The 20,720-nt window shown below is 40.4% G+C and carries 17 protein-coding genes; 12 read left to right on the top strand and 5 right to left on the bottom strand.

Annotated features, from left to right (window positions below; genetic code table 11):
• Positions 1-3: 3 nt before the first annotated feature.
• Positions 4-960, bottom strand: coding sequence for an AAA family ATPase (locus LY624_RS11905; RefSeq protein WP_062569779.1), 957 nt, complete (start codon positions 958-960; stop codon positions 4-6).
• 347 nt (positions 961-1,307) lie between these two features.
• Here LY624_RS11905 and fadI point away from each other — a divergent pair, with 347 nt between their 5' ends.
• The 4 genes from fadI to LY624_RS11885 all read left to right on the top strand — a co-directional run bounded on the left by fadI (position 1,308) and on the right by LY624_RS11885 (position 6,569).
• Complete coding sequence (gene fadI, locus LY624_RS11900; protein ID WP_130150511.1) at positions 1,308-2,618, top strand: acetyl-CoA C-acyltransferase FadI; 1,311 nt, start codon at positions 1,308-1,310, stop codon at positions 2,616-2,618.
• Entirely contained in the window at positions 2,618-4,843 is a 2,226-nt protein-coding gene (gene fadJ, locus LY624_RS11895; protein WP_130150512.1) for a fatty acid oxidation complex subunit alpha FadJ, read from the top strand. Before fadI ends, fadJ begins: the two co-directional genes overlap by 1 nt.
• 166 nt (positions 4,844-5,009) lie before the next feature.
• Positions 5,010-5,939 (top strand): signal peptidase I, encoded by a 930-nt coding sequence (gene lepB / locus LY624_RS11890; protein WP_240701225.1) that lies wholly within the window; start codon positions 5,010-5,012, stop codon positions 5,937-5,939.
• A 99-nt stretch (positions 5,940-6,038) separates the two neighbouring features.
• A complete protein-coding gene (locus LY624_RS11885; protein ID WP_130150513.1) occupies positions 6,039-6,569 on the top strand; it encodes a GNAT family N-acetyltransferase in 531 nt (176 codons plus the stop codon).
• A gap of 14 nt (positions 6,570-6,583) precedes the next feature.
• Here the strand turns inward: LY624_RS11885 and LY624_RS11880 are convergent, their stop codons facing one another.
• Positions 6,584-6,970: an MmcQ/YjbR family DNA-binding protein gene (locus LY624_RS11880; protein WP_062569784.1), complete on the bottom strand. Its 387-nt coding sequence runs from the start codon at positions 6,968-6,970 to the stop codon at positions 6,584-6,586.
• 190 nt (positions 6,971-7,160) lie between these two features.
• On the opposite strand from LY624_RS11880, the gene efpL reads away from it, so the two are divergent.
• The 7 genes from efpL to LY624_RS11845 all read left to right on the top strand — a co-directional run bounded on the left by efpL (position 7,161) and on the right by LY624_RS11845 (position 14,524).
• Positions 7,161-7,733 (top strand): elongation factor P-like protein EfpL, encoded by a 573-nt coding sequence (efpL, locus tag LY624_RS11875; RefSeq protein WP_130150514.1) that lies wholly within the window; start codon positions 7,161-7,163, stop codon positions 7,731-7,733.
• 225 nt (positions 7,734-7,958) lie between these two features.
• Positions 7,959-8,687 carry an RDD family protein gene (locus LY624_RS11870; protein ID WP_130150515.1) on the top strand — a complete coding sequence of 243 codons (729 nt, stop codon included), beginning with the start codon at positions 7,959-7,961 and terminating at the stop codon, positions 8,685-8,687.
• Positions 8,684-9,634 (top strand): stage II sporulation protein M, encoded by a 951-nt coding sequence (locus LY624_RS11865; RefSeq protein WP_130150516.1) that lies wholly within the window; start codon positions 8,684-8,686, stop codon positions 9,632-9,634. Before LY624_RS11870 ends, LY624_RS11865 begins: the two co-directional genes overlap by 4 nt.
• The gene (locus tag LY624_RS11860) at positions 9,624-11,090 is read left to right on the top strand and encodes a hypothetical protein (protein WP_341803063.1); all 1,467 of its coding nucleotides are present in this window, start codon (positions 9,624-9,626) and stop codon (positions 11,088-11,090) included. The genes LY624_RS11865 and LY624_RS11860 overlap by 11 nt, the downstream gene beginning before the upstream one ends.
• On the top strand, positions 11,080-12,228 hold the full coding sequence (locus tag LY624_RS11855; protein WP_341803062.1) for a DUF4350 domain-containing protein: 1,149 nt from the start codon (positions 11,080-11,082) through the stop codon (positions 12,226-12,228). The genes LY624_RS11860 and LY624_RS11855 overlap by 11 nt, the downstream gene beginning before the upstream one ends.
• Positions 12,225-13,208 (top strand): AAA family ATPase, encoded by a 984-nt coding sequence (locus LY624_RS11850; protein ID WP_193987600.1) that lies wholly within the window; start codon positions 12,225-12,227, stop codon positions 13,206-13,208. Before LY624_RS11855 ends, LY624_RS11850 begins: the two co-directional genes overlap by 4 nt.
• The gene (locus LY624_RS11845; protein WP_341803061.1) at positions 13,205-14,524 is read left to right on the top strand and encodes a DUF58 domain-containing protein; all 1,320 of its coding nucleotides are present in this window, start codon (positions 13,205-13,207) and stop codon (positions 14,522-14,524) included. Before LY624_RS11850 ends, LY624_RS11845 begins: the two co-directional genes overlap by 4 nt.
• Before the next feature lie 101 nt (positions 14,525-14,625).
• On the opposite strand, the gene LY624_RS11840 is transcribed toward LY624_RS11845, so the two are convergent.
• Positions 14,626-15,102 carry a DUF4234 domain-containing protein gene (locus LY624_RS11840; protein ID WP_341803060.1) on the bottom strand — a complete coding sequence of 159 codons (477 nt, stop codon included), beginning with the start codon at positions 15,100-15,102 and terminating at the stop codon, positions 14,626-14,628.
• 219 nt (positions 15,103-15,321) lie between these two features.
• Here LY624_RS11840 and LY624_RS11835 point away from each other — a divergent pair, with 219 nt between their 5' ends.
• Positions 15,322-15,516 carry a hypothetical protein gene (locus LY624_RS11835; RefSeq protein ID WP_341803059.1) on the top strand — a complete coding sequence of 65 codons (195 nt, stop codon included), beginning with the start codon at positions 15,322-15,324 and terminating at the stop codon, positions 15,514-15,516.
• On the opposite strand, the gene LY624_RS11830 is transcribed toward LY624_RS11835, so the two are convergent.
• Together LY624_RS11830 and LY624_RS11825 are read right to left on the bottom strand one after the other, a co-directional pair.
• On the bottom strand, positions 15,513-17,627 hold the full coding sequence (locus LY624_RS11830) for a sensor domain-containing protein (RefSeq protein ID WP_445936742.1): 2,115 nt from the start codon (positions 17,625-17,627) through the stop codon (positions 15,513-15,515). The genes LY624_RS11835 and LY624_RS11830 overlap by 4 nt on opposite strands.
• 185 nt (positions 17,628-17,812) lie before the next feature.
• Complete coding sequence (locus tag LY624_RS11825) at positions 17,813-20,533, bottom strand: insulinase family protein (protein ID WP_341803058.1); 2,721 nt, start codon at positions 20,531-20,533, stop codon at positions 17,813-17,815.
• Between the last annotated feature and the right edge of the window lie 187 nt (positions 20,534-20,720).

Here is a 20,720-nt window from a genome sequence, read left to right as displayed (position 1 = left end):
AACTTATGGTACTGCAACCAGTTCTAAAATACGCGTGATCACATCATCTTTGCTGATGCCGTCTGCTTGGGCTTCGTAGCTTAAAATAATACGATGGCGTAATACATTATGCAGTACCGCCTGAATATCGTCAGGGGCAACAAAGTCACGACCTTCAAGCCAAGCATGAGCTCTAGCACATTTGTCTAGGGCAATGGTTGCACGTGGGCTGGCACCGTACTCAATCCAGCGACCAAGCTGCTCATCTAGTTCAGAAGCTTCGCGGGTCGCAATGATTAGTTGTACCAAATACTTTTCAAGTGGTTCAGCAAGGTACAAACCCAAAATTGATTTTCGTGCTGCGAAAAGATCACTTTGGCTAATTTGCTGTGTTTCAGCTTGTTTATCAGATATTGCTTCACCACGGGTCAGGCGAAGAATATCAAGCTCGTGTTCTGCCCCAGGGTAATCAATACTTAAATGGAGTAAGAAGCGGTCAAGCTGTGCTTCAGGAAGAGGGTAAGTCCCTTCTTGTTCTAGCGGGTTTTGGGTTGCCATAACCATAAATAGCTCAGACAGTGGGTAAGTATTTTTACCAACCGTTACTTGGCGCTCAGCCATGGCTTCTAATAAAGCAGATTGTACTTTTGCAGGCGCACGGTTGATTTCGTCAGCTAAAATAAGATTGTGAAATAGTGGCCCTTTTTCAAATACGAATTCACTAGTTTGCTGACGGTAAATGTCGGTGCCAGTGACATCCGCAGGGAGTAAGTCAGGAGTAAATTGTACACGTTGGAAGCTACCTTCTACGCCTTTTGCTAAAGCATTCACTGCACGTGTCTTTGCAAGACCAGGAGGACCTTCAACAAGTAGGTGACCATCTGCCAAAATAGCGATTAACAGTGCTTGAGTTAATTGAGGTTGGCCGATAATTTGCGTGTCTAAATATGATTTTAATTGTGAAAATGCGTTAACTGCCATAATAAAAAGACTGTCCTAAATAGCGTGAGTCAAAATGTTATTGTTATGCGCCGATATAAGCCTATTCAGTGCTGATAAATTAGCTAAGCGTTATTATTAGTTAGGCGCTTTTTACAAGTTATAAGGATTCAAAGCTTACAACACAAGTGTTAGACATAAAATCCTAAAATAGTTCGTTATTTTTTAAGGATTTTTAGCCTACCATATAAATACACGTTATTTTTGTAAATAAGCTAAAAAAAGCCTATGGTTGGTAACTAATTTCGTTTCTCTATTGGCATTCGTATTCGGGTTGTTTTAGAATCAGGAAAAACAAACAGGTCAGACCTGTCAGCGGGAGAGCATAAATGTCTGAGCAAAATATACTTAAAACAGCAAAGGGCGATCGTATCGCCATCGTTAGCGGCTTACGAACGCCGTTTGCAAAACAAGCGACTGCATTCCACCATGTGCCAGCACTTGATATGGGTAAACTGGTTGTCAACGAGATGCTTGAACGTCTTAATTTCGACAAGTCTGAAATCGATCAACTTGTATTTGGTCAAGTAGTGCAAATGCCAGAAGCGCCTAATATTGCTCGTGAGATTGTTTTAGGCACAGGTATGCCTGTTTCAGTAGATGCATACTCTGTATCACGTGCGTGTGCGACAAGCTTCCAAGCAATTGCTAATGTTGCTGAGTCAATTATGGCAGGTTCAGTGCAAGTGGGTATCGCTGGTGGTGCTGATTCATCGTCTGTGTTACCAATCGGTGTGAGCAAAAAATTAGCCGGCAGCTTGGTTGATTTAAACAAGGCGCGAACACTTGGCCAGCGTTTGAAGATTTTCTCAAAACTGCGCCTAAAAGATTTACTCCCTGTACCACCAGCTGTTGCTGAGTACTCTACTGGTTTATCTATGGGTCAAACGGCAGAGCAAATGGCGAAAACGCATAGCATCAGTCGTGAAGATCAAGATGCTTTAGCACATCGTTCTCACACTCTTGCAAGCCAAGCATGGGCTGATGGCAAGCTAAAAGACGAAGTAATGACGGCCCATGTTGCGCCTTATAAGAGTTTTATTGAGCAAGATAATAACATCCGCCGTAACTCAACGGTTGAAGGCTACGCGAAATTAAAACCAGTATTTGACCGTCAGCATGGTTCAGTTACTGCTGCTAATGCAACACCGTTAACAGATGGTGCCGCTGCGGTATTAATGATGAGCGAGAGTAAAGCTAAAGCACTGGGTTACAATATTCTTGGTTATGTACGTAGCTTTGCGTTTTCTGCAATCGGTGTTCATGAAGACATGCTAATGGGTCCGGCGCACTCAACGCCAATCGCTCTAGATAGAGCAGGTATTACATTAGCTGATTTAGATTTAATTGAAATGCACGAAGCATTTGCAGCGCAAACACTTGCCAATATGAAGATGTTTGCGTCAGATAAATTTGCACAAGAAAAGCTAGGTCGTAGTAAAGCGATCGGCGAAATTAACATGGACAAGTTCAATGTCTTAGGTGGCTCTCTGGCATACGGCCACCCATTTGCGGCAACAGGTGCACGCCTGATCACGCAAAGCTTGAATGAACTTAATCGTCGCGGTGGCGGCCTAGCACTCACGACTGCGTGTGCAGCGGGTGGCTTAGGTGCAGCCTTTGTATTGGAGAGTGCGTAATGACAGATTCAGTATTTAGTTTATCAGTGGCTGATGACGGCGTAGCCGTTGTAACCATTGATGTGCCGGGTGAGAAAATGAACACCCTGCGTAGCAGTTTTGCAGAAGATTTAAAAACCTTACTTAAAGATGCACAAGCACAGGCAGTAAAAGGCATGGTGTTTATTAGCGGTAAGAGCGATAACTTTATCGCCGGTGCTGATATTAAAATGCTTGATAATGCTAATAGCCGTGAAGACGCATTAGCGCTGAGCGAAATGTGCCAAGAAGCGTTTTTTGATATGAAAAAACTGCCTTTCCCAACAGTGAGTGCCATTCATGGTGCAGCACTGGGTGGCGGTTTAGAGTTTGCTTTAGCTTGTGATTATCGTGTTTGTTCTGACAGCGACATCACTAAACTTGGCTTGCCAGAAGTACAGTTGGGCTTATTACCAGGTGGCGGTGGTACACAGCGTTTACCTAAATTAGTGGGCCTTCAAAAAGCACTTGAATGGATGCTTACAGGTAAGCAAGTTCGTGCTAAGCAAGCGAAGAAAACAGGCTTAGTAAACGACTGTGTGCCGCACAGTGTTTTACTTGACGTTGCTAAAGAATTTGCACTAAAAGGTAAGGCGAAGGTTACTAAACCAAAACTTGATCGTTTAAGCCAATTACTTGAGTCGAACCCATTTGGCCGCAACATTATTTTCAAAAAAGCACAAGAAAATGTGCTGAAGAAAACCGGTGGTCACTACCCAGCACCTTTAGCCATTATTAAAGCAGTTCGTGCAAGTGTTGAGCTTGATCAGTTAAAAGCATATAAAACTGAAGCTGAAGGCTTTGCCACGCTAGTTATGAGCGATGAGTCAAAAGCATTGCGCGGTATTTTCTTTGCAACCACTGAAATGAAAAAAGAATGGCGCAATGATGATGCACCAGCAATCGCTAAAGCTGCGGTATTAGGCGGTGGCTTAATGGGCGCGGGTATCGCTCATGTCAGTGCAGTGAAAGCGGGTGTGCCAGTGCGCATTAAAGATGTGGCTGAAAAGGGCATCAGCAATGCGATGAACTACAGCTATAAAATTTTAGATAAAAAGCAAAAGCGCCGTATTTTGTCTAAAGCTGAGCTGCAACAAACCATGAACCGTATTACCGGCACCACCGATTACAGCGGCTTTAAACACATTGATATCGTTATTGAAGCGGTGTTTGAAGACTTAGCTCTTAAGCAAGGTATGGTAGCTGATGTTGAACGTGAGTGCCAAGACAACACTATTTTTGCAAGTAATACCTCGTCATTACCGATTGCACAAATCGCTGCGGATGCAGCGCGTCCAGAAAATGTAATTGGTCTGCATTACTTCTCACCTGTTGAGAAAATGCCACTTGTTGAGATCATTCCACACGCGGGTACGTCTGAAGAAACCATCGCCCGCGTTGTTAACTTTGCCCGTAAACAAGGTAAAACACCGATTGTGGTTAAAGACATGGCTGGTTTCTATGTAAACCGTATCTTAGCGCCTTATGTAAATGAAGCGGCTAATTTATTGCTTGCAGGTGAGCCAATTGAAAAGATTGACCAAGCCTTAGTTGAGTTTGGTTTCCCAGTTGGTCCATTAGCATTACTTGACGAAGTAGGGATTGATATTGGCTCTAAAATTGCCCCCATCCTTGAAAAAGAATTGGGCGAGCGTTTTAAAGCCCCCGATGCCTTTAACCGCTTAATTGATTCTAAGCGTTTAGGCCGTAAAACAGGTCGTGGCTTTTATCTTTATGACAAAAAAGATAAAAAAGTGGATGAGTCAGTATACGAGTTACTGGGAGTTACGCCATCACCTCGATTAAACAAGAGCGAAATTGCTAAACGCTGTGTGGCACAAATGCTGAACGAAGCGGTGCGTTGTTTAGATGATGGCATTATTGCTAGCCCACGTGACGGTGATATTGGTGCTATTTTTGGTATTGGTTTCCCTCCGTTCTTAGGCGGTCCATTTAGCTATATGGATAAACTTGGCGCAGCACAGGTTACTTCTGAAATGGCCACATTTGCTAATTACAACCCAATTTTTACTCCTTGCGATACATTAAAAGTAATGGCTGAAAAGGGGGGGCGTTTTTACCAAGCAGAAAGTGAAGAGTCGGCAGTTGCCGAAGCTGCACAAGTCGATCCAGTTGAAGTAACCAAAAAAGTGGTTGAAGACGAGCAAGCTTCAGATGACGTGGATACAGAAACAACTAAAAGCTAATTCTTTAAATTAGTTAATTTAAAAGCCCTGCTCATTTTGAGCGGGGCTTACTGTTTCAAAGGAATATTGCTTTAAAGAAATATAAGAAATTTTATGGCATCACTGTGATTTTATATTTAATATAAGCAATTAAATTCAATGACTTAATTTCAACAAGGATGTCAGAGTGTCTACTTCATGGAAGCCTAAGGGTTTTATCGCTATTCTTCTTGGCGTGTTATTTCAGCCATTTGTATTTTTGTACGTTAATAAATTCAGGTTGTTCATTACTTACCTTGTCTTAACGGCCTTATGTTACTTGCTTGACATTAAAATCCAAGCGAGTGCAGGAGAGGCTGATTGGTATCAAGGTATTTATCTCACAAGTGTGTTTATAATTATATGTCCACTCCATGCTTTTTGGATAACAAAGCACTATAACGCAGATAAGAAGCGGCCTTGGTTCGCAAGTTGGTGGGCTGTAACTTTAATTTATCTTACCCTCTCTGCTGCTCTTATTTTAATGAGAATTTTTTCATTTGAGCCTTTCACTTTACCAGCTTCATCTATGGCACCTCAGTTAGATAAAGGGAGCCAAGTTCTAGTTAGTAAAATAGGTTTTGGTAATTATCGGTACTTAGGCTATCAAATTTCAAGATCGCCCATGTCAGCTAAAGTAGGTCGAGGTGATGTTGTTGCCTTTCAGTATCCGAAAAACCCTGATTATACTTGGCTGAAACGCGTAATAGGGGTGGCTGGCGATAGAATTGTTTATCGAAATAAAACTGTTTATATCCAAAAAGCATGTGATGAGGGAGCCGACATTTGCGCTGACTTCATCCCTTTAGAGCAATCTTTCGTTTCTCAAACTGAAAGTGGACTTAAAGTTCTGCAAGAGGTAAATGATGGTAAACATTATCAAATTTTACTAAATGAGAATCACCCTGAACAGGTAAGTCATTATTTCAACCAAGCAGGCAGCGAAAAGGCGGAATGGATCATCCCTGAAGATCACTACTTTGTTATGGGTGACTCTAGAGATAATAGCTCAGATAGCCGCTTTTGGGGCTTTGTTCCTAAAGATAATGTGATAGGAAAAGTGATTTATACTTGGTAGCTGTAAAGCAGCTTAAGCTGCAGTATTGGCCATAAGTGGTATTTAATTAGCTAAGTAGGTTTGTTATAACTAGACTTATTTACTTAGCGATTGATCACCATGACTCTCACCACTGCGCGATTAACTTTACGGTTGTTAAATGCTGATGACTGGCCACTGTTTTACACTTTGCACAATGATGCAGAGGTTATTGAGAAATGCTTTGATAAGCCCTCAGAAGCGCAGCTACGTGCGAAGTTTAATGAACGTTTAAAGCCTTGGCAGCCAGATGCAAACTCGCCACTGTGTTTAGTTATTATTGAAACGAGTACCGGTAAAGAGGTGGGTGTGACAGGTTTTACCTCATCAACCGTTCCTGATATTCAAGAAGTTGGCTACTTATTGCTGCCTAATTTTCATGGTCGTGGCTATGCTACCGAGTCTTTAAAGGCGGTGCTTGATTTTGCTCAGGCTGAGTATTCTGTGAAGGAGTTTAAAGCTGTCGTCACTGAAGGCAACATAGGTTCAGAAAAAGTACTTGAGAAGTGTGGCTTTCAGCTAGTTGATAAGCAATTAGATGCCTATGCCATTGGTGGGGTTTTGTATACCGATCATCATTTTCATTTAAATTGCACTGATCACAGGGTGTGATCAGTGCGGTCAAGTTATAGGTGAAGCTCAATCGCTTTTCTGTCTTTTTCAGGCATATTTGCAACCACCAAATCAAACGAGTTATCAATCATTCGTTCAATTTCTCCTTGTGGGATAGTGCCATCTAAAATCACTGTATTCCACAACCGTTTATTCATATGGTAACCAGGAATTACAGAAGGAAAAATATCACGTAATGCTTGGGCTTCGTCCGGATCGCATTTTAAGTTAAGCCACCAAACAGGTTCACCATCTTCATTTGTTTGGCCTTCTTTTCCCTCTGCGAGAGTCGCAAACATTTTATGATTTACTTTGTAAACATCGACGTCTTGACCAAATGGCTGAGTGAGCATTACCACTGGCTTTTTCATTAAGTATTCATGTACAGCATGTTGATTCATGATCCAGTCCTTGAAGTCATTTTTCGTTGCTATAAAGATAGCATCTTTTTATTCGGTTTGAGACATTTATTACGATAATTCGCTGAAAAATAGACCAATTACATCAGCAAAAGTAAAACTGCAAATTTTTGTTGAACAATAGTAATTACGTGGTAAATTCCTGTCATTAAAAAACGATAGGAATACACCCATGCCTAAGGCTAGTGAAGTCAAAAAAGGTGCCGCTATTGAGCATAACGGCCAAGTTTTAGTAGTAAAAGATATTCAACGTTCAGTACCGCAAGGTCGTGCTGGTGGTAGTTTATACCGCATGCGTTTATATGATGTTGTTACTGGTGGCAAAGTAGACGAAACATTTAAAGACAGCGATATGCTTAAACTTGCTGATTTAACTCGTCGTGAAGCGATGTTCTCTTACATTGATGGTGAGGAGTATGTTTTCATGGATAATGAAGACTACACGCCTTATAACTTAAACAAAGAAGCAATCAGCGAAGAGATTTTATTTGTTAATGAAGAGACGCAAGGTCTACATGTTATAGTAATCGATGGCTCACCAGTGGGGATTGACTTGCCTTCAAGTGTAGAACTTGTTGTTGAAGAAACAGACCCTTCAATTAAGGGCGCTTCAGCAAGTGCTCGCTCAAAACCTGCACGTTTGAGTACAGGCCTCACTATTCAAGTGCCAGAGCATATTTCAACAGGCGATCGTATTCGCATTAACACCGCAGAACACAAGTTTATGGGTCGCGCTGAAAAGTAGTCCTAACTGGTTATGTTTGATAAAACCGATTGCTGATCGGTTTTATCATTTTATTTACTTATAAAGTAGTATTTTCATTAATCATTTAATATTACTTTGTTTAAAGATTGAAAAAGGGACAGAAAAAGCGCATTATTAAGCGCTCAAATTATTGCTATGTGGCTGTTTCTATCATGTATACGGGTTAGGTAGCAAAAACAATAATAACAAGCAGTAGTAGATTAAATGTTAAACCACGGATTGGAAAACAGAGAATACGTTAAATTACCTGAAGGGGTTGATATTGCAATCACACCCGCAGGTGTTGTCTCCCGTAGCTATGCCTACATCATCGATTTCCTATTTCGCAGCCTTATTATGTTCGTTGTATCACTTGTATTTAGCTTTTTAGGTGATGCAGGGCAGGGCATTATTCTGATTATTTATTTTATAACATCTTGGGGATACAACATTTTTTTTGAAATGAAAAATGGTCAAACTCCTGGGAAAAAGCGTCTTAAGATCCGCGTAGTACAAGATAATGGCTTACCAGCCAGTTTTTCACAAATTGTTGTACGAAACCTATTACGTCCAGCAGATATGTTACCTATTGGCTATTTTTTAGGGCTAGTTGTCATGATGTTCAACTCTCGTTTTAAGCGTATTGGTGATTGGGCAGCAGGCACTATGGTTATTTATGATGATGAAGTAGAGGCACGCCCTGAATTACCGAAAGGCAATATTGAAATCCCAGTATTGAGCTTAAGTACGGAAGAACAATTAGCAGTGCTTGCTTTTGCAGAGCGCAGTGATGAGCTTTCTGATGCGAGGCGCAGTGAACTCGCTGCAATTTTAGCTGAACCATTTAAGTTAGAGGGCAATGAAGCGCAGAGTATGTTAATCGGTTATGCGCGTTTTTACTCAGGTCAGTTAAGTAACTCTAATGAACAGGCGCATAGTGAGACAGTGCAATGAAGCAAACGCAATTTGTAAAATCGAATAGCCAGAGCTGGAATGAATTTAAGGCGCTTTGCGAGCTTGCAGAATCAGAAAGTTTGCCGGTTTATTTTCCTAATATGTACCGTAAGGTGTGTAATGATTTAGCCATTGCCCGCAGTCGCCAATATAGCCCCGTACTTATTGAGCAAATTAATCGTTTAGTTCAGTATGGTCAAAAGCGCTTGTACTTATCTCGCAGCAATCAGTTTTCTGAGATATGGCATGTTGCCCGCACAGCATTTCCTCGGGCCCTCTATGAGAACCGTATAATGCTGGGCATTAACTTATTAGCATTTTGGGGCTTAGCACTTATCGCGTTTATTTGGGTGATGCTTGACCCTGATGCGGTATATACATTTTTGGGGCAAAGCACTGTACTGCAAATTGAAGAAATGTATAACCCCGGGGGCAGTGTACAAACAGCTGAGCGTGGCGCAGCTCAAGATCTCATGATGTTTGGTGTTTATATTTACAATAACATTGGCATTGCATTTCAAATGTTTGCTGGTGGGGTGTTGTTTTGTGTTGGCGCTGCATTTTTCTTACTATTTAACAGCTTTTACTTTGGTGCGATTGCCGCTCACATTGTTAATATTGGCTTTGAAGGGCCATTTTTCTCATTCGTTATAACCCATGGTTCATTTGAATTAACCGCGATTATTATTGCCTCTGCTGCAGGGTGTCAGATAGGTTATGCATTATTGAATCCTGGTCATTTTACCCGCGGCTATGCAATTAAACAGGCCGCACAAAAAGCATTGCCTCTTATTGTTGGTGCGTTTTTAATGCTTGTTCTTGCGGCATTTATTGAGGCCTTTTGGTCGCCACGTGATATAGCCAATGAAATTAAATATAGTGTAGGGAGTGTTTGCTGGGCGTTTGTTTTGTATAGGCTATACAAGGGGATGCGTTATGGAGCTTAATAGGTTAAGTTTTAACCCGCGTAAACGTAGCGCCTATGAAAACTTTGATTTAACTGTATTATTAACTAAACAGCACTTTTTACCTTTGTTTAGCCTTTATATCTGCTTAGCTTTACCAACATTTTTGATATTAGGGTTTTTACTTGGCTGGTCAATCGCTGCATTTGCTGTATGGCTATTAAAACCTTTATTTGAACGCCCTTTACTTGATTACATGTCGAAGGCTGTTTTTAGTCAACCAACCTCGATTAAGTCAAGCATACTGGTTATAAAGCAGCTTAAATTTAAGGATATGCTAGCGCATTTAACTGTATTTAGGCTCAGCCCTAATCGTGCATTTTTGGCTCCGGTGGAGCAATTAGAGCGCTTATCAGCAGAGCGAAAGCAAAAACGTAAGCAAGTTCTTTTTGCAACATCAAAGCCAAAGCAAACCTTATGGATGCTTTTTTGCGTACATTTCGAGTTTATTGTTTTAATGGGACTTTCGGCTTTTTCAATTGCATTGATCCCAGATTCATTTTCTCTTGAAGAATCTATCTATCAATTTCAAGACTCTCCGGCTTGGCTAGAAATTGCCTTTAACTTACTTTATTTATTAAGTATTTCCCTCGTCGCGCCATTATTTGTCACAGGGGGGTTTTTAGCCTATTTACATCGCAGGGTTGAGCTCGAAGGTTGGGACATTGAGCTTGCTTTTAAGAATATAAAAACACGTTTTGCACAGCCTTTGTCATTGATATGCGCTTGCTTACTTAGCTTTTTGGCAGCGATGCCACAAACCAGTTTTGCTGAGGAGCTTGATAAAGATGCTGTTAAAGAGCAAGTGATTACACTTTACAATCAAGATGATGTTATTGAAAAGAAAACGACTTGGGTTCCTGATTTTAATTTTGAGCAAGACAACGCAAGTCCATCATCGTTTGATTTTTCATGGCTGAGTAACTTTTTTGAGTTAATTGGATTTACGCTCAGCTATTTAGTATGGGGCTTTGTAGGATTACTTGCACTGTGGCTTGTTTATTATCTTGTTAAGAATAAAGGCTTTTTTACTGGGTTGAAGCTGCCTGAAAAGTCACAAAAAAAATCTGACCATGTTATTCCGTCTTTATTTACTGACATTAAACATGACGAACTTCCTGATGATTTAATTAGTGCTGCACTTGAGAGTTATCGTTCAGGAAACTTACGGTTAGCGCTTGGTTACTTATTGCATCACTCACTTCGCTGGGCACAGGTTCAGTATGAGATAAAACTTCATCGTTCAATGACTGAACGTGAGTGTAAACAAGTAATTGATGCAAGCGTGCCCGAGCAATGGCAAGCTGTATTTAGCACATTATTTTCAGCATGGGTCAGTGTTGCTTGGGGACATCGAAAACCTAATATCGACTTTGAACAACTTGCAGAGCAAATTAAGCAAATGTCGTTGCCTGTGGAGTTAAACCATGAAACTTAAGTATTTTATGATTGGTTTACTGGTTTTAACCGTTGCTTTACTCGGGTCAATGTTGGCATCAGTAAAGTGGGAAAAACAGGAAGTAGAGATAGGTTTTCAACCAGAGGTAGCAAAAGACAGCTTCACTCTGGCTCAGCGTTTATTGGCTTCATATGATGTGCAATGGCACAAAGACAAACGTTTAGCCAGCCAAACTAACCCCAATCAATTAACAATAGACCCAAATACTATGCTGGTTGTTGATGAGGCTGTACTTGCTAACTCATATGAGCTTGATCAACAGCTAGTGCAGTGGGTCGCTGACGGTGGGCGTTTAGTGTATGTACTTAACCGACAGCGCGATGAGCTAGGGATTGATAACGCAATTTTTTTCCAAGAGTTAGGGATTGATGTTACAACCGTCGATGATGTGTTTGAATTCAATTTTGTGCTATTAGAAGAAGGCAGCTCAAATACAACACTGACAATTGATGAGACAACGCAATTAGAACTCGAACTTAGCCAAGCTTTTAAAATTGATAGTTGCCAAGGCGTGCAAACAGAAAATCAAGCGGGTGATACTGTAATGTGCGATCTGCCCTTTGGTGCAGGCCGTGTTATTGTTTTACCATCACTGGCCCCTTTTACTAATTATAAGTTACGGCATCTAGATCATGGCAGCCTATTAGTTTGGTTAACTCAAGGTGCCAGTAAAGTGACGTATGTGCCGTATTTAAGTTACCCAAATTGGTTATCTAAGTTGTGGCATTGGAGCTGGCAGTTTGTGGTTAGCTTATTACTGACAGTGGTATTTGCTGTGTGGCATATTAGTAGCCGTATTGGCCGTGCATATGCGCCAGATGTCGATAGCAAAACAAGCTTTGATCAGCATATTCGAGCTATTGCAAATTTTTACACAGAACACGGTCATGAAGCGCGTTTATTTGAAGCGTTAAAAAAAGATTTTAATGCAAAAGTAGAGACGCGAGTCCCTAATTTCAAAATGCTTAGTGCACACAAACAGGCTGAGATTATTGCCAGCCTAACTCAGTTTGATAAAGAGCAAGTCGAGATCTTGCTTTCAAGCGAACTTCCCGAGTCTCGTGAACAACGAACAGATTATATAAAACGATATAGACAATTAAGGAATGCCTTATGAGCACGGAACTAGATACTCACTCATTGAGCCTGGTAGATGCGGCAAACGCAGTAAAAAAAGTGAAAGAAAATATTGCGCGTGTTCTTGTTGGTCAAGATGCCATTGTAGAAGACGTATTAACAGTATTGTTTGCCGGCGGACATGTGTTACTTGAGGGTGTACCAGGGCTTGGTAAAACCTTGTTGGTACGAGCACTTGCTAAAAGCTTGAGTGTTGATTTTTCACGGGTTCAGTTTACACCCGATTTAATGCCATCGGATGTCGTTGGTCACAGTTTATATGATATGAAATCGGGTGAATTTAATATTAAAAAAGGACCTGCTTTCACCAACATATTATTGGCCGATGAAATAAACCGTGCACCTGCAAAAACTCAGTCAGCGTTACTTGAAGTGATGCAAGAACAACAAATAACCATTGATGGTGACACGCTGTCAATCGACTCGCCATTTATGGTTCTTGCCACGCAAAACCCGCTTGACCAAGAAGGCACGTATCCGCTACCTGAAGCAGAACTTGACCGTTTCATGATGAAGATTGAGCTAGGGTTTCCTTCGTTCGAATCTGAAGTGGAGTTACTAAAACTAAACACCAAGATGGTTTCGAATGAATCAACCGTTGATGAATTGCCTGCTGTATTGAATGCTGCCCAAATTGCACAAATTAAACAGCTTTGTGCAGATATATTAGTGGACGAACAGATTTTAAATTATGCGGTTGATATTACGCGTAGCTCAAGAACGTGGCAGGGAGTTTTACATGGTGCAGGGTTGCGAGCATCAATTAATATTATTAAAGCGGCAAAAGTTATGGCGCTAATGAATGGTCGTGACTTCGTAACCCCTGATGATGTTAAATCAGTGTCAGTTAACATACTTCGCCATCGTTTGATCTTATCTGCTGATCTTGAGCTTGAAGGTGTGTCATTTGATGAAGTGATTAGTGCCATTCTTGCTAGTGTTGAAGCACCACGATCATGAAACGTATAAAGCTAAGACCATCAAAACGCCTAGTACAGATACTGAGTGTTATTGTCCTCTTAGTGGTGGTATCTGCTTTGATTGAGCTTAGCAGCTTATTTGTTACGCTACTGCTTTGTATTCCTTTGCTGATTGCTTGTGTTGATTGTTACTTTTCGCGATTTGGGCACAATGTATCTATAGAGCTTTCAACAAATCAAAATATGGCGTTATATCGCTGGCAGCCAATAAAGTTGCTACTAAAAAATAAAGCGAAACAGGTTCTACGTGCTGATATCAGTATTCATTTAACAAATGCTCTGGAGCTTGCTGAAGCTGTAAAAAGTATTGAACTTGAGGCAAACCAACAAGCTGAGCTTAGCTACTCTATGCGTGCCCATAAGCGAGGAGATGCAGATATTTCGGCGGTTGAATTGCGTATAACTTCTGCGTTTGGGTTATGGCAATCAAATTGGTTAGCAACACATCGTACCCAGTTAAAAGTATACCCAGACTTCAGCCGCGTCACGTCGAAGCAACACCTTAACGGCGTGACAAATAAACCAATTAATGGCCTTAAGTTAACAAAAAAACGTGGTGATGGAATTGAGTTTCATCAACTAAGAGAGTACCGCCAAGGTGACAGCGTTAGGCAGATAGATTGGCAAGCAACCAGTAAACGCCGTAAATTGATATCCCGAGAATACCAAGAAGAGCAAAACCAGCATGTCATTGTTATGCTTGATGCTTCAAAGAAAATGGCTATAGAGGCTAAAGAGGGCAGTCACTTTGACCACGCGCTAAATGCATTATTGTTACTATCACACACGGTATTAAAGCAAGGCGATTGGTTTAGTATGCAAAGCTTCAATCAAAACGTGCGTTGGTTACCTAGTGTAAAAGGGGCACAAAACGTGTCGCGGGTCATGAACCACTTTTATGATCTTTACCCAGATCAAAGTAGCAGTGATTATGTGGTTGCTGTAAATCAGCTAATTGCCAAGCGTAGTAAGCGCTCTTTAGTTTTACTCGTTACAACACTCGACGAACAAAGTATTGATGAATTACTGCCAGCGATAAAACTATTACAGAAGCATCATTTAGTTGCCTTAATCAACATAAATAACCGCTCTGTGAGTGAAGTGCTTAAAGAACCAATTCAAAAGTACGAAGATGCGACAAGTTATTGCGCAGCACTCAGTTTATTAAATACACATAAGAAAAATATGGCGAAACTGAGAAAAGAAGGAGTGATTGCGATTGATTGTAACCCTGAGCAGTTATTGCCTCATGTGCTCAATACATATTTGAATGTGAAACATTCAGGTGCTTTATAATGATGCAGTTAAGTAACTAAAACATACTTGGATGTTAAACGGGACACATAGTAAAAAGGCATTAAAATTTAATGCCTTTTTCATTATGAAATTAAAGTAGCTTATTGCTGTCTATCAATTGCTTCATTAATCTTGTATTGGAAGTAAATAAAGTTAAAGAAGAACGTTAAAATACCATTTAACTTTACAGGTTCAGCGCTACCTTCATTAATCAATTCAGTGAGTGAAGTACGCAGTGAGAAAACTAAAATTATACCTACGACAAACGAAGCTAGCGACACAATAAAGCCGAGCTCAGGTACAATGCCTGCTATTGATAAAACAAGGTTAACTACATACAGCGCCACATAGCCATAAATTAGTCCTTGAGCTATTTGGTTTTTCGCCAGTGAGTTTGCTTTGTTTGTTCTATTTACAAGCCAGTACACACTGTAGATACCTAATGTGATAACAGCTAAAAAGAACACGCCCCATGCCGAGAAGCGGTCAAAGTTCAAAATGGGTTTGTTGCTACCATCGTTATTTTGTGTAAGGTTTGCTTCCGGTGCCTCGTAGACGTTTGCAGTATTGTCAGACATGATGTCTCCTAATCATTTTTGTTTATTCCTTATGTGCATCAATGCACGTTCCTATTTTAACAATTTTGACCGCTTTGTATATAAATAATACAATTTTTTATTAGGTTTATGTTTGATATTTAAGAATATAATCTGCCTTTATACTGGCTATTTACATCCTGACGTTTTCACTGGTGCTTAAGTTATGTACACTGCGCGCTTATAACTGTGGGGGCTATTGTGTTTTTTGTTTGTGTGAGTTGTGTATTTATTTTTGTAATGTATTTAGAGTCCGTTTCAAAAGGCATGCCTGTTAAACGATGGGTACTTTTAGGGGGGGCGCTAGGCCCTGTTGCTTGGTGCTTGTTTAACATCCATTATCGACGTGCATTGATACGTCATATCGGCTTACAAGCGTGCAGCTGGCGACCTTAAACTTCAACGCTTCTTAATAAACTAGGCGCTGATTTATTACGCTGTTTTTTCAAAAAAGCTGTGAACTCAGGTTGTGACAAGGGTTTTGAGTAGTAATAACCTTGAACTGTTTGGCAATTTAATTGCTCTAACATCGCTATTTGCTCTGCTTTTTCAACGCCTTCAGCAACAACATGTAAGTCAAGGTTGTGTGCAATGGTAACGATTGAGTCGACCATATTACGGCCTCGTTCTGATTGCATGTCGTCTATAAAAGCTTTATCAACTTTTAATGTATTGAGTGGGAACTGCTTTAAGTAAGCCAACGATGAGTAACCCGTACCAAAGTCATCCATCGCTAAGTGTATACCTCTGGCACTAAGAGAACGCATCACTGAAATTGCTTCATTAGGATCGTCCATTACCGTTCCTTCGGTTATTTCGAGCTCTAAAAAGTAAGAGGGTAGTTCATTCTTTTGTAAAATTACATCAATGCGAGTCGTTAAATCAGGTAAGCTAAATTGCTTTGCTGATAGGTTTACAGCGACACGACCATTAAATAACCCTTGGTCGATCCATGCCTTCACATCACGACAGGCTTTATTAAGCACCACTTCACCGATTTCAATAATTTGCCCCGTTTCTTCTGCGATAGGAATAAACATTCCTGGGCTGATAATCCCCTTTTTAGGTGTGATGAAACGCACAAGTGCTTCCATACCATCCAATTTGCCGGTGCGAATATTCATTTTGGGTTGATAATAAACTTCAAAATGATCTTCTTTTAATCCGTAACGCATTAGGTTTTCTATTTGCAGACGTTTAACGGCTTGGCGGTTCATTGTGTCGTTAAAGAATAAGTAACTATTGCCTTTTTTCTTAGCGTGGTACATCGCTGTATCGGCATTTTTTAATAAAAGCTCAGGTGTATTGCCATCTTCAGGGAACAGTACGATACCAACACTCGAGGTGATTACTAGCTCATGGCTTGCCATGTTAAAAGGTGTGGCAATCGCTGCTAAAAACAGCTTTGCCATTCGCGTAATCGTATGAATGTCGTTGGTGCCTGACATAACAAGTGCAAACTCATCACCACCAAGGCGATAAAATACGTCTTTTTCACGGGTGAGCTTATTTAATCTCATGGCCAATTTGGCGAGCAGGCTGTCACCAAGTTGATGGCCTAAGGAATCATTGATCTTTTTAAAGTTATCTAAGTCAAATACTAATAGGGCATGATGATTATCTTGTTTGGCGAGCTTTTTAAGATTAGTAAAAAATAAATTACGGTTAGGCAAGCCGGTAGTACGGTCTCGGTTTGATAAATTATGTAATTGTGACTCAGCTTTTTTGCGCTCTGTTTGGTCAGAATAAACCACAACGTAATTACATATTTGATTATGCTCGTTTTTGATTTCGTCGATAGAAATCTCTATGGGGAGTAACTGTCGTTGTGCATTTCTAAGTTTAACTTCTTGCTGCCAGTGATCTGTAGCTCTAACCGTTGCTTTTATTTCATCTACGTAGCTTTGATCATAGCCAAAAAGAGCAAAATCTTTCTTTAGATATTGCTCTCGAGTACCACCAAAAAGGGTCAAAAAGCTGGGGTTTAAATCAACTAATTTAAAGTTTTTATCGTAAATTGCGATGGCATCAGTCAGTGACTCAACACATTTTGCAAATAGGTTTAAACGTGCTTCTGTGGATTTGAGCTGTGATATGTCACGTACGGTGCCAGTCATACGTAGGGGGTTAAGATTGACATCTTTTTCAATAATCTTTCCGCGATCGAGTACCCAATGCCAACGCTCTAAGCTGTCTTTTATACGATAGCTTGCTTCAAAAAAGGCAGTGTGTTCAGCAAAGTGTTTTTTAAGGGCTTTTTCAACATGTTGTAAATCATGAGGGTGGATTAAATCACGGTTGGGTGGGAAGCCTGCTGCGTTATTCGTATCGGTGGTATATTTATCGTTTATACGAATAACTTCACCTGTTTTTATATTCCAGTCCCACAGAGTATCTCCGCTGCCTTCTACGGTACTTTTTAATCTATGTTCTGAAATACGAAGTTGATGGCGTGAGCGTTTGAGCTTATAAATAACGAATAGCAAATACGGTAATAACAGCAGCATTATAGAGCTAGGTATAAGCAATAGGGTGCTTTGCTCTAGCTCTATAGGGCTTGCGGCGGCTGAAGCGGTTGAAAATATACCGACCATATTGAGTGTTAGAAATACAGAAATCATTGTTATTATTTTTGTCATTAATGCAATACCTTAATTCGCACCAGATAATTTAATCTAAGCTCGCAAGCGAGTCAAAGAGAATGCGAAGAAAGGGTTGTTTTTGACTGTTTTTTGATTGCTTTATCACTTAACAGCTCTATTCGAGGTCGCGATTCGGCAAATGTCTCTTTTATGTATTGTTGCATTTGCTTTAAGCTCAGTTTATCAAGCTCAACAAGAAGTTGTTGCTGCATATTAAACTTACTATCTCGATTACCAATTGCTAACCAGAGCCTTTGTGAGCGAAGACGAAGATTTTTATCTTTTTCTGCTATATGTGTAATTAATCCAGCTTTTGTATCTTGCCATTGTTGCTCATCTAAAGAATCAATGTGCTGTAGATAGTTACTTATAAAATGCTGATGACGAATGAGTATTTCGTCAGCGGTGTGTTTTGGAGACTGAACATAAAACGCAATGCCAGCACGCGTATTAAAAGGTGCGTAGCCAGCCCCCACTAAATAACCAAGTTGTTGCTTGGTTCTAAGCTCATTAAAATAGTCTTGATTGATAAGGTGATTTAACACCATCATCTTTACTTTTTCAGCTGTGTCATCAGTCAGCGCTTGGTAATAAAGAACCATGGCGTGGTCATTACAATTTAGCTCAACGCGTTGCTGCTCGACATTTGTTATATCGTTAAGAGGGCGTGTTAGGTCGATAATTTTAGTACAACCTGCTAAATGATCCGCCACTTGTTTTTGAAAAGCCAGTGCATCACTACGCTGCCAATTACCATGTAAAAACGACTCTACGTGTAGCGCTTTAAAGAATTCATGTCTGAAACAATTAAATTGATGAAAACTTGTATCTTTTAAAGCTTGTGCAAGTGCATTCGGTTCTGGGTTCCACGGCATCATTTTAGCACCTAAGATACTGAATAACTCGCTTACCGGTTTGTTTTGATTACTATTACGCCAATGCCTCACAAGTTGCTTTTTATATTCAGCAAAACGTTTTGCGCATATTTCTACACTAAATAAGGCTTCGAGTAGTTCATCAACCAGTTCAAGCTGACTTGATGATAAGCCTGCAGTATGAAGCGTTAGGCCACCCTGGTGAGAGGTTAAATGATAACTTAAGCCTGCCAGCTCGGCAGGGTAAAATTGCTCAGCGACACTATCCATAAATAAATCAGCGAACAGCCGAGTTAAAGCCATATGCTTGACATCTTTAATGGCATAGTGCGAGTCCATCGCTAAGTAAAAATGCCCCTTAGCAACGCGAAAAGTCGCATCCTGCTTAAACCAAAAATCAAAGCCTTCTTGCTTTATCAGTAAATCAGGCGTTTTTTTAGGTTCATCCAGTGCTAAAAGTTCAACATTCTTCGTTAGATACGGGTTGGCAACAGGCAAACTCATTTCAGGTAATGGGGTGTTAATTTCACTTAATGCATCAAGCCAGCAAGGTGATATATTTTCGATTTTATAAGGCGTATTGTACCAAGCCGTGGTGTTTTCTGGCTCTACATCTGGATGTATGAGTACAAGGCGCATATTATCTGGCGTTAACCATTGCATTGCAATTTCATGCGCGCAGTGATTAAAGCCTTCCATGAGGTAATCACCTTGCACGTAGTTGGCTTCATCATAGTGTTGCATGTTAATGCTTAAACCACTTACCCAATCTATAAGTCGGGCTTTCTCTTGATTATCAAAGGCAATCTGCAGCAAGTTCTTCTTATCTTGATAAAGCCTTGGTAACTTGTCACAGTTTTGGTTTATCAGACAAATGTATTCGAATACCATTTCAACAATATCTTCGTAGTATTCAATACCTTCATCGGTCAGTGCCATACTGATATTGAAGTCTTTGAAGTTACTGCCGTTTATACCACCGCCTGCTGAGAGTGCGTTGATCCAACCTTGCTCTTTTAAAATTGAGTAAAGTGAGCCTTTTCCCTCATAACCTAACAAGTGAGCAATAAAGCTCACCGTTTTATGGCGATAAAAATCATCAATATTTGGCATAGCAAAGCTAATGATGAGCTTTTGCATGTGCTTATGCGGCTCAATGTGCAGCACTTTACCTAAGTCTTGTTTGCGATAAAGTGGCTGTTCAATAATTTCTTTGCTTTTGGGCTGACCTTTAATCTCGCTGAAATAATGCTTCACCCAGTTGGTCATTGTCGCAATATCTTCATTACTACAGATCACCAGTGTCATCCACTGAGCTTGGTAATGGCTGTTAAAAAAAGCGCGTAGCTCGTCACTTATGCAGCCTTCGCGATCTGCCAGGGTTTGCTGGTTACCAACCGAAAATTTAGCAAAGGGATGTGCAGGGTTTACCGTTTCTTTATGGGCTTGGTAGATGCGTCTGCCATCATCTTTGATCTTTAATTTAAATTCCGCATCAATCGCGTTACGCTCTTTGGCTGTCTCTTTTGGGCTTAATAGTGGGGCAATAAAAAAGCGGCTAAATTGAGCGAGGGCTTCAGAAAACTGATGATTATTAATATCAAAAAAGTAACAAGAGTGCTCAGTGCCTGTCCATGCGTTAGTGTTACCACCAGACTGTGATACAAAATTAGAAAACCCACCAGACTCAGGGTATAGGTCAGTGCCTAAAAAAAGCATATGTTCTAAAAAGTGTGCAAGGCCCTGCCTATCAAGGGGATCGTCAAAGTGACCTGCATTAATTGCCATTGATGCCGCTGATTTAGTTGATTCTAAGTCTTGCACTAAAAGTACTTTTAGACCATTGTCCAGTGTGAGGGGGTGGTATGTTCTGTTATCATTGCGGCTGATATTCAAAAGGTGCTCCTGAAGAATGCGTTAATGTCCTAACAACAGATGATAAATCAGGAACGCTAAAGGCACTGCAACGAAAATCTACCTGAATATCATAAGAGGATGTTTAATGTGTTTTGTGATGATATTCTAATATAGCGGACAATCAAGCAAACTGGCTACTGTTTTATATTCTTTAATCGGTTGATTT

Origin of the sequence: Pseudoalteromonas sp. N1230-9, assembly GCF_032716425.1 — a bacterium.
Taxonomy (GTDB): Bacteria; Pseudomonadota; Gammaproteobacteria; order Enterobacterales; family Alteromonadaceae; genus Pseudoalteromonas.
The sequence above is the reverse complement of the archived record's forward strand: the minus strand, read 5'-3'. Positions and strand labels throughout refer to the sequence as shown.

Coding starts and splice junctions, on each gene's coding strand:
- LY624_RS11905 (WP_062569779.1), bottom strand. CDS start 960: ATGGCAGTTAACGCATTTTCACAATTAAAATCATATTTAGACACGCAA.
- fadI (WP_130150511.1), top strand. CDS start 1,308: ATGTCTGAGCAAAATATACTTAAAACAGCAAAGGGCGATCGTATCGCC.
- fadJ (WP_130150512.1), top strand. CDS start 2,618: ATGACAGATTCAGTATTTAGTTTATCAGTGGCTGATGACGGCGTAGCC.
- LY624_RS11885 (WP_130150513.1), top strand. CDS start 6,039: ATGACTCTCACCACTGCGCGATTAACTTTACGGTTGTTAAATGCTGAT.
- LY624_RS11880 (WP_062569784.1), bottom strand. CDS start 6,970: ATGAATCAACATGCTGTACATGAATACTTAATGAAAAAGCCAGTGGTA.
- efpL (WP_130150514.1), top strand. CDS start 7,161: ATGCCTAAGGCTAGTGAAGTCAAAAAAGGTGCCGCTATTGAGCATAAC.
- LY624_RS11870 (WP_130150515.1), top strand. CDS start 7,959: ATGTTAAACCACGGATTGGAAAACAGAGAATACGTTAAATTACCTGAA.
- LY624_RS11865 (WP_130150516.1), top strand. CDS start 8,684: ATGAAGCAAACGCAATTTGTAAAATCGAATAGCCAGAGCTGGAATGAA.
- LY624_RS11860 (WP_341803063.1), top strand. CDS start 9,624: ATGGAGCTTAATAGGTTAAGTTTTAACCCGCGTAAACGTAGCGCCTAT.
- LY624_RS11855 (WP_341803062.1), top strand. CDS start 11,080: ATGAAACTTAAGTATTTTATGATTGGTTTACTGGTTTTAACCGTTGCT.
- LY624_RS11850 (WP_193987600.1), top strand. CDS start 12,225: ATGAGCACGGAACTAGATACTCACTCATTGAGCCTGGTAGATGCGGCA.
- LY624_RS11845 (WP_341803061.1), top strand. CDS start 13,205: ATGAAACGTATAAAGCTAAGACCATCAAAACGCCTAGTACAGATACTG.
- LY624_RS11840 (WP_341803060.1), bottom strand. CDS start 15,102: ATGTCTGACAATACTGCAAACGTCTACGAGGCACCGGAAGCAAACCTT.
- LY624_RS11830 (WP_445936742.1), bottom strand. CDS start 17,627: ATGCTGCTGTTATTACCGTATTTGCTATTCGTTATTTATAAGCTCAAA.